This window comes from Polaribacter ponticola (assembly GCF_026191475.2).
In the GTDB taxonomy this organism is placed as follows: domain Bacteria; phylum Bacteroidota; class Bacteroidia; order Flavobacteriales; family Flavobacteriaceae; genus Polaribacter; species Polaribacter ponticola.
The window spans coordinates 470,174-488,369 of record NZ_JAOSLC020000002.1 but is presented as its reverse complement, the minus strand read 5'-3'; the positions used below and the strand labels follow the sequence as shown (position 1 = coordinate 488,369).

At 25.9% G+C, this 18,196-nt stretch carries 16 protein-coding genes and 1 pseudogene; 15 read left to right on the top strand and 2 right to left on the bottom strand.

Translation table 11 applies throughout. The features are described from left to right. The first annotated feature begins 17 nt into the window (after positions 1–17). The 14 genes from N5A56_RS02640 (at position 18) to N5A56_RS02575 (ending at position 15,115) form a co-directional block, all read left to right on the top strand. Positions 18–779, top strand: coding sequence for a hypothetical protein (locus N5A56_RS02640; protein WP_265726722.1), 762 nt, complete (start codon positions 18–20; stop codon positions 777–779). Positions 780–805: 26 nt separating this feature from the next. Then, positions 806–1,504, top strand: a complete 699-nt coding sequence (locus tag N5A56_RS02635) for a hypothetical protein (RefSeq protein ID WP_265726723.1) — start codon at positions 806–808, stop codon at positions 1,502–1,504. A gap of 4 nt (positions 1,505–1,508) precedes the next feature. Continuing rightward, entirely contained in the window at positions 1,509–2,639 is a 1,131-nt protein-coding gene (locus N5A56_RS02630) for a hypothetical protein (protein WP_265726724.1), read from the top strand. Continuing rightward, complete coding sequence (locus N5A56_RS02625; protein WP_274270165.1) at positions 2,632–3,447, top strand: hypothetical protein; 816 nt, start codon at positions 2,632–2,634, stop codon at positions 3,445–3,447. Before N5A56_RS02630 ends, N5A56_RS02625 begins: the two co-directional genes overlap by 8 nt. 33 nt (positions 3,448–3,480) lie before the next feature. Beyond that, the gene (locus N5A56_RS02620; RefSeq protein ID WP_265726726.1) at positions 3,481–4,308 is read left to right on the top strand and encodes a glycosyltransferase; all 828 of its coding nucleotides are present in this window, start codon (positions 3,481–3,483) and stop codon (positions 4,306–4,308) included. A gap of 15 nt (positions 4,309–4,323) precedes the next feature. Continuing rightward, positions 4,324–4,761, top strand: a complete 438-nt coding sequence (locus tag N5A56_RS02615; RefSeq protein WP_265726727.1) for an FAD synthase family protein — start codon at positions 4,324–4,326, stop codon at positions 4,759–4,761. Next, positions 4,762–5,613, top strand: a complete 852-nt coding sequence (locus tag N5A56_RS02610) for a polysaccharide deacetylase family protein (protein ID WP_265726728.1) — start codon at positions 4,762–4,764, stop codon at positions 5,611–5,613. Continuing rightward, positions 5,579–6,415: a LicD family protein gene (locus tag N5A56_RS02605; RefSeq protein ID WP_265726729.1), complete on the top strand. Its 837-nt coding sequence runs from the start codon at positions 5,579–5,581 to the stop codon at positions 6,413–6,415. The genes N5A56_RS02610 and N5A56_RS02605 overlap by 35 nt, the downstream gene beginning before the upstream one ends. A 1-nt stretch (position 6,416) precedes the next feature. Then, positions 6,417–7,424 carry a sugar transferase gene (locus N5A56_RS02600; protein WP_265726730.1) on the top strand — a complete coding sequence of 336 codons (1,008 nt, stop codon included), beginning with the start codon at positions 6,417–6,419 and terminating at the stop codon, positions 7,422–7,424. Further along, entirely contained in the window at positions 7,425–8,552 is a 1,128-nt protein-coding gene (locus N5A56_RS02595) for a DegT/DnrJ/EryC1/StrS family aminotransferase (protein WP_265726731.1), read from the top strand. A 24-nt stretch (positions 8,553–8,576) separates the two neighbouring features. Beyond that, positions 8,577–10,493, top strand: a complete 1,917-nt coding sequence (locus N5A56_RS02590; protein WP_265726732.1) for a polysaccharide biosynthesis protein — start codon at positions 8,577–8,579, stop codon at positions 10,491–10,493. 33 nt (positions 10,494–10,526) lie between these two features. Continuing rightward, positions 10,527–11,345: a nucleotidyltransferase family protein gene (locus tag N5A56_RS02585; protein WP_265726733.1), complete on the top strand. Its 819-nt coding sequence runs from the start codon at positions 10,527–10,529 to the stop codon at positions 11,343–11,345. 603 nt (positions 11,346–11,948) lie between these two features. Then, a complete protein-coding gene (locus N5A56_RS02580; RefSeq protein WP_274270164.1) occupies positions 11,949–12,719 on the top strand; it encodes a polysaccharide biosynthesis/export family protein in 771 nt (256 codons plus the stop codon). A gap of 2 nt (positions 12,720–12,721) precedes the next feature. Continuing rightward, the gene (locus tag N5A56_RS02575) at positions 12,722–15,115 is read left to right on the top strand and encodes a GumC family protein (RefSeq protein WP_265726736.1); all 2,394 of its coding nucleotides are present in this window, start codon (positions 12,722–12,724) and stop codon (positions 15,113–15,115) included. A gap of 56 nt (positions 15,116–15,171) precedes the next feature. On the opposite strand, the gene N5A56_RS02570 is transcribed toward N5A56_RS02575, so the two are convergent. Next, entirely contained in the window at positions 15,172–15,825 is a 654-nt protein-coding gene (locus tag N5A56_RS02570; RefSeq protein ID WP_337994756.1) for a tyrosine-protein phosphatase, read from the bottom strand. Between the two features lie 198 nt (positions 15,826–16,023). Between N5A56_RS02570 and N5A56_RS02565 the strand changes: the two genes are divergently transcribed. Then, on the top strand, positions 16,024–16,875 hold the full coding sequence (locus N5A56_RS02565) for an N-acetylglucosamine kinase (RefSeq protein ID WP_265726737.1): 852 nt from the start codon (positions 16,024–16,026) through the stop codon (positions 16,873–16,875). On the opposite strand, the pseudogene N5A56_RS02560 reads toward N5A56_RS02565, so the two are convergent. After that, positions 16,868–18,126 (bottom strand): annotated as a pseudogene (locus N5A56_RS02560) (UDP-N-acetylmuramoyl-tripeptide--D-alanyl-D-alanine ligase). The gene N5A56_RS02565 and the pseudogene N5A56_RS02560 sit on opposite strands and share 8 nt — an antisense overlap. Between the last annotated feature and the right edge of the window lie 70 nt (positions 18,127–18,196).

The window sequence follows — 18,196 nt, the reverse complement described above, 5'->3', positions numbered from 1 at the left end:
TTAAATGTGAGAATTGAATGAAAAAGGCTATTGCGATTATTGCTAAAGAAGTTAGCGACGAAGTTTTAGATTACTATAATAGTTTATCAAAAGTGAAATCTTTTTATTTGATAACACCAGAAAAGAATAATGAATTAGAAAAACGATTTTCTAAATTAAAAATATTTCAAGATTCTGAAATTTTAAATAGAGAACTACATACATATATAGAAAATACATCTAGACCTAATTGGTATTATCAACAGTTTTTAAAATACGAACTAGTTTTCTTTTTAGATTACGATTATGTTCATATTATTGATGGTGATTCGTATTTAAGAGAAGAGCTCGTTTTAGAAGACAAGTTGTTTTTTACAAAGAAAAAAATTGAAAAAAATTATAATTTATTCATAAACAATATTAACTTATTTAATAACATCTCAGAGAAAAGTTTTATTACTAATCAAATGTGTTTTTCTAAAAAAGATTTAGAATATTTAGTACAAAGCATATCTCCAATAAGAGAAAATTGGATAAAAACTGTTGTAGACATGTTAATTAAAAGTGAAAACACTTGGTTTAGTGAGTATCAATTATATGCAAACTATATATTAAATAAAAAAGGAGAGAATAAAATAGAAAAATTAAAAGTATATAGAAGGTTAGATTTATTGAATGTATCAAAAGAAAGTGCTTTAGAGAAATACCCAATTGTTTCTTATGAATTAGGGCATAAAGTTGATTTTTTAAGAAAAATTAGAGCAAAAATTTATTATTTTCTACAAATTAATTTTGGGTAGTATAACAATTTTTAAAAACATAGTTAATGTTTAGTGTAATAATTTTATTTGTAATTTTAGGATTGCTTTTTGCTGTAGAAAGTTCTACGTCAATATCAAGAAAGTCGGGTTATGTTATTAAAAACCCGGCTTCAGGTTTTATCTTTCAGTCATCATTATCATTAGTTTCAAGAGCTTTAATTTTTATGTTTATGCCAATGCTTGGTTACCTTTCTGATAAAGATAATCTAACAAATGATTATAAAAGTATATTGTTTATGTATTTATTTATACCATTTTTTTTGTTTTTGGTTTATTTATTTAGATATAAACTAGAGGGGTTGTATGGTGTACTTTTATTAAGAATTAGTGAAAGCGGAAATTATTTTAAAAAAGCAAAAGATTCATATAGTGTTAGTGTAATACCAGGCAATCAATTTAAAAGGTTTAAAAAATTATACTTAATAGTTTTTGTTGCATATGTACCATATTACATTTCTTGGTCTCTTATAATTATATTACTAGATAAATATAATGAAAGTAGAGGGTTGATTTTAGGGCTATCGTCTGTGTTTAATGGTATAAACACAATAATAATTACAACTATTGTAGACCCCAAATTAGCTCAATTAGGTAAGTATAATAACTTAATAACAAGAGTATATAATGATTTAATTTTAGTAAGAGTTTTTATTGGCTTAATTAGTTTTTTGGCTTTAGGAATTATAATTTTAATAATTAGTTAATATTATGAAATTCACTCTTTTTTCAAAACTTTTCTTTTTTATTGCATTAATAGTATTAATATTACCTGCTTCAGAATTATTTTTATTAGAAGGAGTATTAAATGATGGAGATTTAGAGGCTTATTTATTTTCTCTTTTATTTTTTTTATGTATATTATTCGTTATATTAAGAACTAGGTTTTTACAAATTGATAAAATAATAATGTCACAAGGAGATATTATTAAACCCATACACTTACTATTAATAGTTTCTTTTTCTTTCTCATTATTTCTTTTCTTTGTTCTTGGAGAGGCAAAGTCTTTAGAACAGCAACTCATTTTTTCTATGAAATATAGAAATGGTTTTTATAAAGGTACGGGAATTTACACTTATTTAATCTTAAATGTAATGCCTGCTATCTTAACTTTAGTGATAATAAAACAAAAAAAATTAAATTTGGCAATATATATATCTATTCTCTTGGTAATATTAGCTACTTTTATTGTAGGACAAAGGGTTTATATATTTAGTATAATATTTGTCGGTTTTATAAGAATGTTTTATTTATTTAGTAACAAAAAAGTTTTATTTGCTTTAATGATAATTATTTCTTTTTTATTTACTTATAAAATTTATTTAGACAAAGAGGTTTCTGATAAAAAATTTAGTGATAAAGTTATTATGCTTTTAGCAAGAACAAATTATAGAAGCTTATTAGAAAGTAATGATTTTTCAATGGATTTAAATATTTATAAAGGTGCTTTTATGCCTCTTTCCTTATATTATAATTATTCTATGTCAGATTTCAAAAAGTCTTTTATGGGATACAATAAAAGAGATAAGATTTATTTAGGTTTGCCTAAGTTAAGTACTTATTCAGGTGTAGCGTTAACCTTCGGTATTATTGTGTATAATACTTTAGGTTATTTAAGTTTAGTTTTAATAGTACCATATTCTTTATGTATGTTTTATTGTTTTTCAAGAGTTTGTTATTCCCGAAATGTTTTTCGGAGTTCACTTTATTTAGCAGTTTTTATTAGTATGCTAGGTTTTTTAATTGAAGATATTCATTTTATGAATAAAGTTTTTAGTTTGATACCAATATACTGTGCAACATATTTTATTTTATATAAAAAAAACATTTCAAATGAGTAATAAAATCTGTTTTATAATACTTTCTCACTCTAGTTATACCGATATTTGGGAATTATTAATTAAGAGTTACAAGGAAAAACTCACTGATAATATTAAGAATATAGATTTTTATATTACTTCAGATTCTGATGTTTCAAGAAAAGATAAAGCCTTGCTTAATGAGAATCACTTTAATCTTTTATTGTATAAAAAAGATATTTCTTGGAGTGATGCTTTAATAGAGATTGTTAGTAAAAATGAATTAAATAATTATAATCAAATGTTATTTTCTTTTGACGATTTAATTATAACGAAATTTTCTGAAATTAAATTTGAGCAGGCTATAAATGAAATGGTTTCGAATAATTATAAATACTTAAAAATATATAACAGTAGTCATGTAAATATTTGGGGGAAGTTGTTTAATTTAATTAAAAAAGACCCCTTATATGAAATTAGTAAATTAGATAGCTATAGAGGAAATCTGGTATTTTCTTGTTGGAACACAACCTTTTTTAAAAATATTTTAAATAACAAAGAACTTACAAATTTATCACCTTGGCAGTTTGAACAACAAATAAATAAATTTATTGATAATGATAATGGATATAAATGTGTTTTCTCAAATGTTTTAGAATATGAAAACGTAATTATTAAGGGGAAAGTTCATGAAAAAGCGTTAAGAAAATCCGAGAACATCACACAAGTAAATTATGATATGAATAATAGGGAATTTATGTCAAATAAAGAAACTTTGATATATACAATGAAATTATATATATTTAAAGTTTTTAGACAAATTATACCACATAGACTTTTTTTATTTTAAGAAAAGTAAAGTTAATAATATTGAAGAGGTAGTATGAGTAATAAAAATAATTTTTCTGTTTCAATTTCTGTTTACAAAAATGATTCACCAGAACATTTTAAAGAAGCGATGTTAAGTATTCTTAACCAAACATTAACTCCAAATGAAATTATTTTAGTTGTAGATGGACCAATACCTATTGAGACTAAAGAAATAATAGATCTTTTAGTTTATGAAAATGAAATATTAAGAGTAATAGAATTAGATGTTAACCTTGGTCATGGAAATGCAAGAAGAATAGGATTAGAGAATTGTACTAATAATATTGTTGCTTTAATGGATAGTGATGATATCTCTGTAAATAATAGATTTGAAATTCAATATAAATTTTTATTGAATAATCTAAATGTGAATGTCATAGGTGGGCAAATAGAAGAGTTTGAAGGAGATGTTAATAATATTGTGTCAAAAAGAGTCGTTCCAGAAACTGATGTAGAAATAAAAGAATATTTAAAATATCGTTGTCCATTAAATCAGATGACAGTTATGTTTCGTAAGGATAAAGTTTTAGAATCGGGTGGGTATTTAGACTGGTTCTGTAATGAAGATTATTACCTTTGGATAAGAATGTATTTAAAAAATAACATTTTTCATAATTTAAAACAAACTTTAGTAAAGGTTAGAGTTAATATTAAAATGTTTGAGAGAAGAGGTGGGTGGTTATATTTTAAAAGTGAGTATGGCATACAAAAATTAATGAAAATTAATGGAATAATCTCTTTTTGGCAATTTTATATAAATGTCCTAATTAGATTTGTAGTACAGGTTGTTTTACCTAATAAAGTAAGAAGGATATTGTTTTTAAAAATTCTTCGTAACTAATTAAATTAATAAAATATGAGTAAAAAATATAAAATAGGATATACTTCAGGTGTTTTTGATTTATTTCATGTAGGTCACTTAAACCTTTTAAAAAAGGCTAAAGAACAATGTGATTATTTAATAGTTTCTGTAAGTACAGATGAACTAGTTTTAAATTATAAGAATAAGCAACCTGTCGTACCATTTTCTGAAAGAGCGTCAATTGTTGAAGCTATTAAATATGTAGATAAAGTTGTTCCTCAACAAAGTCGTGAAAAAATGAAAGCATATGAAGAGTTTCAATTCGATGTAATGTTTGTAGGTGACGATTGGAAAGGTGATCCATTATGGGTTAAGCTTCAATATGATTTAGAAAAAAGAGGATCAACAGTTGTATACTTCTCATATACTAAAGAAATATCTTCAACCTTATTAAAAGGAGTTTTAAATAAAATTTATTCAGATAAAAAATAAATGTTTACATATCAAAATTGGGATTATTTTTGTTCAGAAGTTAAAAAAAATAATTTAAAAACTTTTACAGCGAGAGATGTCATTAATAATAAAAGTAATAACTTTATTATAATAAAACATGATGTAGAAACTAATGTAGCTAAAGCATTAGAATTAGCTAAAATAGAGAATAAGTATGGTATTAATACTACTTATTATGTACAGTCGTATTTATTAACAAAAGAAAATCTACCTAAATTATCTGAAATTCAAAAATTAGGGCATGAGTTAACATATCACTATGATGTTCTAGATAGTAATAATGGAGATTGGGAAGAAGCTGATAGGGAATTTAATGAAACTTTAAACCTATTTAAGGAGAATGATTTTATCGTTGAGACAGTCTGTCCACATGGAAATCCGATAATGGAAAGAAAAGGATGGAGTTCAAATAAAGATTTTTTTAGAAACCCTAAAATTAATGATAAATATAGTTTTATTACAGATATTGTAGTTGATGTTAAGGATTTTGGAGAAGAAGTACGATATATTTCAGATGCAGGTTATGGATATAAATTAATAGCTGATATATCTAACAATGATAGAGATACAACTAAGAAAGATGAAGAAATTAAAGACCTTAAAGCTATTATTCATTTATTAAAAGAAAAAGATAGGATAATCCTTAGTACACATCCACACAGGTGGGGGAACTCTGAAATTAAAGCAAAATTTAAGAAGTTATTTTTCTTCAGTTTAAGGGCAATTGTTAGATTTTTGACAAAGAATCGATTTTTAAATAAAATTATTGGTAAATTCTATTATTTAGCAAAAAAATATGATCAAAGTAGAAATAAAAGATATCCAAAATAAACTTTTAGAAATAATAGAATACTTTGACGCTTTTTGTAAAGAAAATAGTATTACTTATTATTTAATGGGAGGGACAGCACTTGGAGCTATTAGACATAAAGGTTTTATTCCTTGGGATGATGATTTAGATGTCTTTATGACTTTTGATAATTATCAAAAATTTCTTTTAGTTGCAAAAAATAATTTAAACGCTGATTATTATCTACAAGAAGAAAACACAAAAGAATGGCCTATGTTTTTCTCTAAGCTTAGATTAAATGGTACAACATTTATTGAAGAAGATACTAAGTATAGAGATATGCATCAAGGATTTTATATAGATATTATGTGTTTAAATAAAACTTCTAAAAATTTATTTTTAAGAAAACTTCAATTTTTAGCAGCAAGAATTATTACAGCAAAAACGGTAAGTAAAAAAGGGTATATTACTGATAACAAAATTAAAAAAATCGGTATGAAATTCTTTAGTGTAATTATTACTAGTAGAATTGAGAAAAAACTAACATCTTATATCAGAAGGTTTAATGAAAAAAAGATGGATTATGTAGGACATTTTTTTGGTAGAGCAAAGTTTCCTAACACTTCTTTTCCTATTCATTATTTAGGGAAACCTAAAAATGTTAAATTCGAAACATTAGTTTTACCTGTACCAGAAAAAGTAGAAAAGTATTTAATTTTGCGGTATGGAGAAAAGTTCATGGAAATGCCGGATGAAAAAACAAAGAGTTTATATCCACAACACGCAGCAATTGTTGACCTGAATGTTGATTATAAAGATTTTATTAAAAATAATAAGATATAAAATGTTTAAATTTATTTTTGATAGATTAATGTCCTTAGTTGGCCTTATTGTCTTGATGCCTTTTTTATTAATTGTTTATTTAATTATTTTAATTAAAATGCCAGATGGTTCACCTTTATTTATTCAAAAAAGAGTTGGCTTGAATGGAGCGCTGTTTAAAATGATTAAGTTTAGAACTATGATTAGTATTCATTCAGGAGTATCTATTTCTATAAAAGGGGAGAAAAGAATAACTCCTTTTGGGGCTGTTTTAAGAAAATATAAAATTGATGAACTTCCTGCTTTGTGGAATGTATTTAAAGGAGATATGAGTATCGTGGGGCCAAGGCCAGATGTACCTGGTTATGCAGATGAATTGAAAGGAAACGATAGAGTTATTTTAAAACTTAGACCAGGAATAACATGTTTAGCATCTATTAAATATTCTAATGAAGAAGAAATTTTGTCTAAACAAGAGAACCCAGTTAGTTATAATAACAATGTTATTTACCCTGATAAAATAAAGATGAATAGAGAATATTATTACAATAAAACTTTTCTTGGAGATTTAAAAATTATTTTTAAAACTTTTTTTAGAATGAACGATACTATCTTAAAATTTGGGTATCCAAATTTGTTAATCAAAGAATATAAATTTTGGACTTTATTGTTAAGAAGTGAACAAGTTACTTTAGGTGCATTAGTTTTAATTTATAATAAAGATGTTGAGAGTTTATCTGAAGTAAGTAAAGAAGGGTTTATTGAATTAAAAGATATAGTTATTGAAGTTGAAAAGAAATTAAAAGAAGAATTCACTTATGACAAAATTAATTATCTAGGTTTAATGATGATTGATAAGAATGTTCATTTTCATATTATCCCTAGATTTTCAACAGTTATGGTTTTTGAGTCCAATGAATTTATTGATTATGGTTGGCCGCTTTTACCTATTTTAGAAAATAAAAATTTAATAGAAAATAAGACCCTATTAAAAATAAAGAGTTTATTAAATAAAAAATTCAATTTATAAATGAATAAAATTTGGCTATCATCTCCTCATATGGGAGGAGCAGAACAAGAATTCGTTCAAAAAGCTTTTGAAACAAATTGGATTGCTCCATTAGGACCAAATGTAAATGGATTTGAACAAGATCTAGAAAGTTATTTAAAAGACGAATCAAAAGTTGCATGTTTAGCATCTGGTACATCTGCTTTACACATTGCATTAATATTGGCAGGTGTTAAATTACATGATGAAGTTATTTGTCAGAGTATGACTTTCTCAGCATCTGCAAATCCAATCAAATACTTAGGAGCAAACCCTGTTTTTATTGACAGTGAAGAAGATACGTGGAATATGTGTCCAATAGCATTAGAGGAATCTATTAAAGATAGAATATTAAAAGGTAATAAACCTAAGGCTATAATTGTAGTACATTTATATGGAATGCCTGCAAAAATGGATGAAATTTCAACCATTGCAAATAAATTTCAAATTACTTTAATAGAGGATGCAGCAGAAGCTTTAGGTTCTACATATAAAGGGAAAAAATGTGGAACATTTGGCGATTATGGAATATTATCCTTTAATGGTAACAAGATAATAACTACTTCTGGAGGAGGAGCATTGGTTTGTAAGAACGATGTAGATAAAAACAAAACAATATTTTTAGCTACTCAAGCAAGAGATAATGCACCTCATTACCAACATTCTGAAATAGGTTATAATTATAGAATGAGTAATGTTTTAGCAGGAATAGGTCGTGGACAAATGGAAGTTTTAGATAAACATATTCAATTTAGAAGGGGTAATAATCGATTTTATAAAAATTTATTTAAAAATTGTTCAGGTATAAAAGTTTTTGAAGAACCATCCTCTTCTTATTATTCTAATCATTGGTTAAGTTGCATTCTAATTGATAAAGAAAAAACAGGTTTTACTACAGAAGATATTAGGTTACAATTAGATTCTGATAATATTGAGTCAAGACCTTTGTGGAAACCAATGCATTTACAGCCTGTCTTTAAAGATTGTGATTATTATGGAGAATCTGTTTCTGAAGATTTATTTAATAATGGAATCTGTTTACCTTCAGGATCTAATCTGACAGAAAATGATTTTGAACGAATCGCAACTTCTATAAAGAAATTTTTGTAAATTCGCTTAAATTATAAATTATAGATGATAAGAAGATTTTTTCTAAAAACATTAAATAAATATGCTTCACGTTGGTTAGTTTTATGTATTGATGTTTTTTTGGTGTGTTTTTCTTTTATACTAGCTTATATTGTTAGGTTTGATATAAGTTTTGATTTTAATACAGAGAATTTTTATTATCAATTACCATTAGTTATTTCTTTAGCTTTAACTAGTTTTTTATTGGTAGGTTCTTATAAAGGAATTATTAGACACACGGGAACTAAAGATGCATTTAATGTTTTTTTAGGAATTTCTATTTTTAGTTTATCTGTAATTTTTATTGTTATTGTAAATCAAATATTTTCATTATTTGATTTTTTTACAATTCCAAAAACAATTATTTTAATTCATTATTTAATATCAGTATTTATTTTGATTTTAAGTAGGTATATTTTTAAAGCTTTTTATGAAGTTCTATCTACTGAGTTAAAATCAATTACAAACGCGTTAATATATGGAGCAGGAGATTCAGGAATTATAACTTACGGAGCCTTAAATAGGGAGACCGAAAATAGCTACGATATTATTGGGTTTATAGATGATGATAAAAATAAAATTAATAAAAAAATAGACCGTATTAAAATTTATGATCTTTCAAAGATTAATAAAGATTTTATTGATAAGTATGAAATTGAAGAAGTAATTATCTCTACAAAAAAAATAAAACCGTCTCGTTTATTAGAAATAACAGATTACTTATTAAATTTAAATTTAAAAGTAAAAATTGTTCCTCCATTAATCAAATGGATTGATGGTACTCTTGAAGCTAATCAAATTAAACAAGTCAATATTGATGATTTATTAGATAGACAACAAATATTAATTGACAACCCTATTGTAAAGAGGGACGTAAATAATAAAGTGATTTTAGTTACTGGAGCTGCAGGTTCTATTGGGAGTGAAATTTCTAGACAACTGGCTGGCTTTAGTATAAAGCATTTGGTTTTAATTGATCAAGCAGAATCTGCTTTATACGATTTGCAACAAGAATTACATCAAAAAGGGATCAAAAGTTTTTCTGCATTAGTAGCGGATGTAAGAGATAAAAAAAGAATGCGAGAGATTTTCGAGCAATACAATCCCCAAAAAGTTTTTCATGCTGCAGCCTATAAACATGTTCCTTTAATGGAAGACAGTCCATATGAAGCTGTTAAAATTAATGTTTTGGGTACTAAAACGATTGCAGACCTATCCGTAAAGTATAAAGTAGAACGTTTTGTAATGGTTTCTACGGATAAAGCAGTAAACCCAACGAATGTTATGGGGGCTACTAAAAGAGTAGCAGAAATGTATATTAGTTGTTTAAGTAAGCAACAAAAAAAGACGAAATTTACAACTACTCGTTTTGGAAATGTATTAGGATCTAATGGTTCAGTTATTCCATTGTTTAAAAAGCAAATTGAAAACGGAGGACCATTAACAGTAACCGATGAACATATTACCCGATACTTTATGACGATTCCAGAAGCATGTAGATTGGTGCTAGAAGCAGGAGCTATGGGTGATGGTGGAGAGATTTATATTTTTGACATGGGGAAATCTGTGAAGATTTTTGATATGGCAAAAAGAATGATCTCATTGTCTGGGTTAAAATATCCAGAAGATATTGATATAAAAATAACAGGGTTAAGACCTGGAGAAAAACTATATGAAGAATTATTAGCGAATGGAGAAAATACGCTAAAGACCTATCATGAAAAAATAATGATTGCAAAGATTCAAAAAGTTAATGTAAATTTAGTTTTGATATTGATAGAAGAATTGTCTTCTAAAAAGAATAGATTAACAAATACAGAAATTGTAAGTATGATAAAAGAAATCGTTCCAGAATATATATCTAAAAACTCTCAATTTGAAAAATTAGATAAAGTTAACAAACATTTTTTTAAACGTTTATAATTATATTATTTAATAGGTTTAAAATTATTAACAATGAGTTATAAAGAAGAACTTTATTTTATAGCTGCCTGTTTAACCATTTCTTTTGATAATAAAAATAGATTAAAGGTTGAAAAACTGCTGAAATCTAATTCTATTGACTGGGATAACTTAGTGAAAATAAGTACAGGTCATTATGTCTTTCCTGCATTGTATTGTAATTTAAAACGTGAAGACTTTTTACATTATTTGCCAGAAGATTTGGTTAGTTATATGAAACATATAACAACTTTGAACCGTAAACGGAACTTGCAAATAATATGTCAAGCAAAAGAATTAAACAATTTATTATTAGTTAACAAAGTCACCCCAATTTTTTTAAAAGGAACAGGAAATTTATTGGCAGGTCTTTATAATGATGTAGCAGAAAGAATGGTAGGTGATATTGATTTTCTTTTTTCACAAGAAGACTACCCCAAAGCTATTAAATTATTACGAGCTAATGGCTATTTTGATGTAGGTAAATATGATTTTGATTTCCCAGAACAGAGACATTATGTAAGGCTCAAAAAAGATAATTACATAGCTGCAGTAGAAATTCACAAAGGTCTTTTAATAGAAAAATACTCTAACGAATTTAATTATAATTTTGTAAAGAAAAGTTTGCAAATCATTAATGGGGTTTCTGTTTTAAGTTATTCTAACAAGCTAAATTTATCTATAATCGCATCACAAATTAACGATAGAAGGTATTATTACAAAACAATTGCTTTAAGAAATGCATATGACGTTTTTTTGCTTTCGAAAAAAACAAATGCTAAGGATGCTATTAATTCATTAAAGAAACTAAATCAACCGTTAAATTTTTTTTAGCAACATGTTTTGAGATTTTTAATAAGGTTAGTAGTTTGGACTACAATGAAACAAAAAAAACGATATCTTACCTTAATTCTTTTAATATCCAGTTTATCAATATTAACAAAACAAGAAGAAATCATAGTATAGTTACAATAGTTCTTTATATAAAAACTAGAATTAACATTATCTATAAATCTATTATATATAAAGAGTATAGAAATTGGTTGTTTAAAAGAGTTTTAGGTAAAAGTTGGTATAAAGAAAAGCTAAAACAATTAGGGGTAAAATAAAAATAATATTTTTTTTAGAAAATTTTGATCAAATATTTATATATAGTAAAATGTGTTTTCACCCATTATCTTGTGTTTAATTGCAATTTTTATTTTCGGCCACAAACTCCAAAAGAATTAACTTCTTTTTATACCTTTTTTTGTTTTTCTATATCGTCATTAACCGCTTATTTATTTATTTTGAAATAAATGATTTAGATTTTTATAAAAACTACTATGTTCTAAAGTTGTTTTAACTTTCAAAAGTATTTAATTGAAATTTAAAAAGCTTAATAAATTACCTAGTAATTCCCTTTTTTATCTTATTTTTGCAAAAAAAAATAGATATATGTTAAAGTTTTTTTGTAAGTATTATTTATTATTTATTATAGTTTTTTCTAGTTGTGTCTCCAAAAAAGAAATTGTATATTTTCAAAATGATGAAATAGATCAGTCAAAAGTTTCAAATAGTTATAGAACAATTATTAAACCAGATGATTTATTACAAATAACAATTACTTCTCAAGACATTGAAGCTGTTAGACCTTTTAATTTGTCTGCAGTTACGTATTCAACAAGTTCTAATTCTGCAATAGGAGTAGCACAACAACAAACATATTTGGTAGATACAAATGGAGAAATAGAATTTCCTGTATTAGGGAAATTGAAAATAGGGGGTCTTTCTCGTAATGAAGTAATTGATTTTTTAAAAAATAAATTATCACCAGATTATATTAAAGAGCCCAATATAAACATAAGAATTGCAAATTATAAAATATCTGTGATGGGAGATGTCCAAAGACCAGGAAGTTATAGTATACCAAATGAAAGAATTACGATATTAGATGCTTTAGCTTTGGCAGGTGATATTAATATTTCTGGACAGAGAAATAATATTTTAATTATCAGAGAAGAAAATAATAAAAAAGTGGAATACAGAGTAGATTTACGATCAAAAGATGTTCTGACTTCTCCAGTTTATTATTTACAACAAAACGATGTAGTCTATGTGGAACAAAATTATGCTAGAATTCAATCTGCTTCCTCAAATTCAAGTACTAGTTTATTTATTTCAATTACAGGATTAATAATAACTATTGTTTCTCTACTAACAAGATAAAAATGCAAGAACAAAAAGAAAAATCGGTTTCTAATGAAGTATTAGAAAATAATGATACGATTAATATTAGGGAAGAATTAGAGAAGTATTTAATTCATTGGAAATGGTTTGTAGTTGGGGTTTTATTATCATTAACCTTTGCTTTTTTATATTTAAGATATGCTACACCTAAATATAGTGCATCAACCTCAATCATGATTAAAGATAATCAGAAATCAGGAATTTCGGCAGAATTAGCTTCTTTTTCGGATTTGGGGATCATAGGTGGTAGTTCTGCAAATAATACAGATAATGAGATTGAAATTCTAAAATCTCGAAAAATCATTGGAAATGTTGTAGATTCTTTGGAATTAACAACTTCATACTTTAATGAAGGGAGGGTTAAGAAAACAGAGGTTTATAAGCGTAGTCCTTTAATTTTAAAATTTATTAATAAAGCATCTTTATACAGTGAAAAAGATACTGCTTTCGTAATTTCAATTTTAGATCAAGAAAAAATTGAGTTAAAAAACATAGATGGCAGAATCATAATGACTTCTAGGTTTAATGAGATTATTAATAGCAAAATAGGGCATTTTAAAGTAATTCATTCCAATAATCTAGTTCGGGATTTAAGTCAGAAAGAAGTAATTATTAGTATTAGAGGTAGAAATAAAACGATAGATAGTTATAGAAAAAGTATTTCTATAAGTCCAGTTAATAAAAATTCTAGTGTTTTAACAATTGGATTACAAAATGCTGTAAAGGTAAAAGCTGAGGACGTTTTAAATGAGTTGGTGAAGCAATACAATATTGATGCGATTAAAGACAAAAGTATTGTATCCGAAAAAACAAAAGACTTTATTGAAGATCGTTTGAAGAGTGTTGGATCTGATTTAGCAACTGTTCAAGACAATGTTAAAAATTATAAAACTAAGTTTGGTATCACAGGTTTGTCAACTGAAGGACAATTAGTTTTAGAAGCGGTTTCAAAAAATAATCAAAAAATTGTTGAAATTGAGAGTCAATTAAGCTTAGCGAATTGGATTCAAAAAAAGTTAAAGAAAGAATCTGAAACGAATGATGTTTTACCGACTAACTTAGGTTTTACTGATGCGAGTATTACTACTTCTATTATAAGTTATAATGAATTAGTTTTAAAGAAGAATAAATTATTAGTCAATGCGGGTATACGAAACCCACAATTAATTGAAATTCAGTCCCAAATTTCGACTTTAAACAAGAATTTATTATCTAGTTTAGAAAACTTAAAAAAATCTTTAGAAATTCAATTAAAACAATTGAATATTGAGGAAAGAAAAGTTACTTCTAAAATATCTAATATACCTTTAATTGAAAGAGGAATGATTGATATAGAAAGGCAAAAAGAAATTTATTCAGAACTTTATTCTTACTTATTGAAGAAAAAAGAAGAAACAGCAATTTCTTTAGCTGTTACTGTACCGAATGCTAAAATTATTGATTATGCTTATGGTATTGATATTGCTGTTTCGCCTAAGAAGAGAATTATTTATTTAGCAGCTTTATTATTAGGTTTGCTAGTGCCTTTTATATTTGTGTATTTAAAAAATCTTTTAGACACGAAAATTCATTCTAGAAAAGATATTGAAGACTTAACATCTGTTCCTTTTATTGGAGATGTCCCTCATTCTGCAACAGATGAAAAAATTGTAATTGGGAATGATTCAAGAACAAGTACTGCTGAAGCTTTTCGTTTGATAAGAACCAATTTGGATTTTATGTTACCTAATAAGAATGATGGTTTAGGTAAAAAAATATTTATTACATCCACTACAAGTGGAGAGGGTAAATCTTTTATATCGATTAATTTAGCCGCAGCTTTATCTTTGTCTAATAAAAAAGTTTTATTATTAGGAATGGATTTAAGAGCACCTAAAGTTACTGAATATCTTGGAATTCCAGAGCGTAAGGGAGTTACTAATTTTATTACCAATAAGGATTTAAAATTAATTGATCTTAAATTTTCTATTCCTGAAATTAAAGGTTTAGATATTATTGCATCTGGTGTTATACCACCTAATCCAGCAGAATTGTTATTAAATTCTAGAATTAAAGATTTATTTGATGAAGTGCAAAATGATTATGATTTTATTATTGTTGATACTGCACCAGTTAATTTAGTAACAGATACATTATTAGTTTCAAAATATGCAGATATGTTTTTATACGTTTCTAGAGCTAATTATTTAGATAAGCGTATGTTAAATGTAGCTCAAACATTATATAATGAGAAAAAGTTACCTAATATGGCTATTGTACTAAATGATACTGATATGACAAGAGGATACGGATACGGATACGGATACGGCTACGGATACGGAAATGGTTATATTGAAGAGGTGAAAAAACCTTGGTATAAGAAAATATTTAGTTAGAAATAAAAAAGGAAGCAAAATTTGCTTCCTTTTTTATTTTAAGAACTTTTTATTATTTAATAATAAATGGTCAATATTTTTTTATTCTTTTTTGTACTTACTTTTTGCAGAAGATTTAAATGATTTTTATGATGTGTATCAGTTCCAACAAAATCATATAAGTTTTCTTTGATTAATTTTTCCGCTGTTTTTGTTACAAATTTCCCGTATTGTTCTGTTAAAGACAATAAATTTAACTGAAATAAGCAACCTGCTTTTTTTAGTTTATAATAGATCTCGAAGTTATTGTGATATGAATTGTAACGTTCAGGATGTGCTAAAATAGGTTTATATCCTTTTAATTGAATTTGAAATAATATTTCAAACAAATTTATAGGAGGACTAAAATAAGACATTTCAACAAGTATGTAATTATCTTTTAGGGTAAGAATGTCTCCTTTTTCTAATAAATCAGAGAATTGCTCATCCATCATGTATTCTGCGGCTGCATTAATAGTAACATCTTTTATATTTCTATTATTCAATTCATCTCTTACTTCTTTTAATTTATTTTTTATAGTCTCAGAAGAATTTGGATATACATCGCCCAAAACATGTGGAGTAGTTATAAAGTTTTTAATTCCATAGGAAGACATTTTTTGAATTAATTCTATAGAGTTATTTAAATCTTTGGCGCCATCATCTATACCCGGAAGTAAATGAGAATGGATGTCTACAAATCCATTTGAAAAAAATGATTTAATGGAATTTCTTTTTTCTTGAAAAAAAACATCTTTTTATAATTTTAAACAAATTTACAATTTTCAAAGGTATAATTACCTTAAATTTTAAAACGAAAACGATTGAAGTTTTTTAAACTATTGTGTAAGAATTTAACTTACAATATATTTGATTAAAATAGGATAATTATGATTTTAATTGCAGATGGAGGTTCTACTAAAGCAGATTGGATTGCTATTGATAATAACAAAAAAGAAATTTTTAGGGAGAGAACTTTAGGTTTAAATCCTGCTGTTGTTGCTGAAGAAGAGTTACATAACAGAATTATTCACATGTTTCAACTTATCAACATCAAAGATGAAGTTACTGAAATTCATTTTTATGGAGCAGGTTGCGGCACGCCAAAGCCTATCAAAATTTTAAAAGATGTTCTTCAGAAGATTTTTGTAAACGCTAAAATTTTTATCTCTGAAGATATGTTAGCTGCTGTTTATGCCGCTTCTGGTAAAGAGCCTGCTGTTGTGTGTATTTTAGGTACAGGATCTAATAGTTGTTATTTTGATGGTGAAAATTTGTTTATGAAGTCACCATCTTTGGGATATATTATTATGGATGAAGCTAGTGGTAATTATTTTGGTAAATTGCTATTAAGGGAATATTACTATAATAAAATGCCAAAGTCTATTGCAGAAAAATTTGAAAATGAGTTTAATTTAGATGCAGATTATATAAAAGAAAACTTATATAGAAAAGTGAATCCGAATATGTATTTAGCAACTTTTGCAAAATTCATGTTTGAATTTAAGGAGGAAAAATATATTAAAAGAATTATAAAGAGAGGATTTCAAGAGTTTTTTAAATATCGAGTTTTACCTTTTGAAAAAGACACTCAAACTCCTCTTTATTTTATAGGATCTATAGCATATTACTTTCGAGATATATTAGAAAAAGTGGCTAAAAAGAATAATTTAAAAATTACTAATGTAATTCAAAGACCAATTGATAGTTTACTAGAATATCACAAGAATAATATTAATTAATATGATCTAAAATTCTTTCTAAACGCATTCCTCTAGAACCTTTTATTAATATTAATTGGTTTTCTAGAGGATTTTTTTGATATAATCTTCTAGTTCTAGATACGTTTTAAATTGAAGTTCATTTGATTTTACATCTTTAAAACTCTCGCCAACTAATATTATTTTGTAAAACTTTAAAGAACTTACTAAATCAGCAATTGTTTGGTGTTCTATGAAACTGTCTTTACCGAGTTCAAACATGTCACCTAATATGATAACTTTTGATACTGATTTCATAGTATTAAAATTTTCGAGTGCTACTTTCATACTAGACGGATTAGCATTGTAAGCATCTAAAATTATTTTATTGTTTTCAGTTTCAATAATTTGAGATCTATTATTTTGTGGAGTATAATTTTCTAAAGCATCTTTTATATTTATTGCTGTTACTTTAAAATATTCGCCAATAGTAATTGCAGCAGCTAAATTAGTATAATTGTATTTTCCGATTAGATTACTTTGAATAATAGAATCTTTATAAGATAATTTTACAAAAGGAATTGCATCTAAATAATGTAAGTTTAATTTATTAAAGTTTATCGTATTGATATTTTTTGTTTTTTCTACTTGAATCTCATCATCAATATTAACGAACGCAGTTTTATTATTAACTTTTAGATAAGTATATAATTCACTTTTTCCTTTAATAACCCCATCTATACCTCCAAAACCTTCTAAATGAGCTTTTCCAAAATTGGTAATATAACCATAGTCAGGTTCAGAAATAGTGCATAAAAATTCAATTTCTTTTTGATGATTAGCGCCCATTTCTACGATTCCGATTTCAGTCTTATCGGTGAAGGAAAGTAAAGTTAAGGGTACACCAATATGATTGTTTAAATTACCTAAAGTAGCTTTTGTCTTATAGCTTTTACTTAGAACAACATTTATAAGTTCTTTAGTAGTTGTTTTGCCGTTACTTCCAGTTAATCCTATAATAGGTATGTTTAGTTCTTTTCGATGATAATTAGCTAATTTTTGTAGTGTTTTTAAAACATTATCTACAAGTATTATATTTTCTTTTGTTTTGTATATCTCTTCATCTACTATAGCATAATTAGCCCCTAATTTTAAAGATTGTTCAGCAAATTTATTACCGTTAAAATTGTCGCCTTTTAAAGCAAAGAAAATTGTATTTTCTCTTATATTTCTAGTATCAGTATCAACTAAAAAATGGTTTTTATATAGTTTGTAAAGGTTAGCTATTTTCATGTTTTAAATATAAATAAAAGCCTCATTATTCTAAAAAATAATGAGGCTTTTATGAGTAGTATTTTTTTAA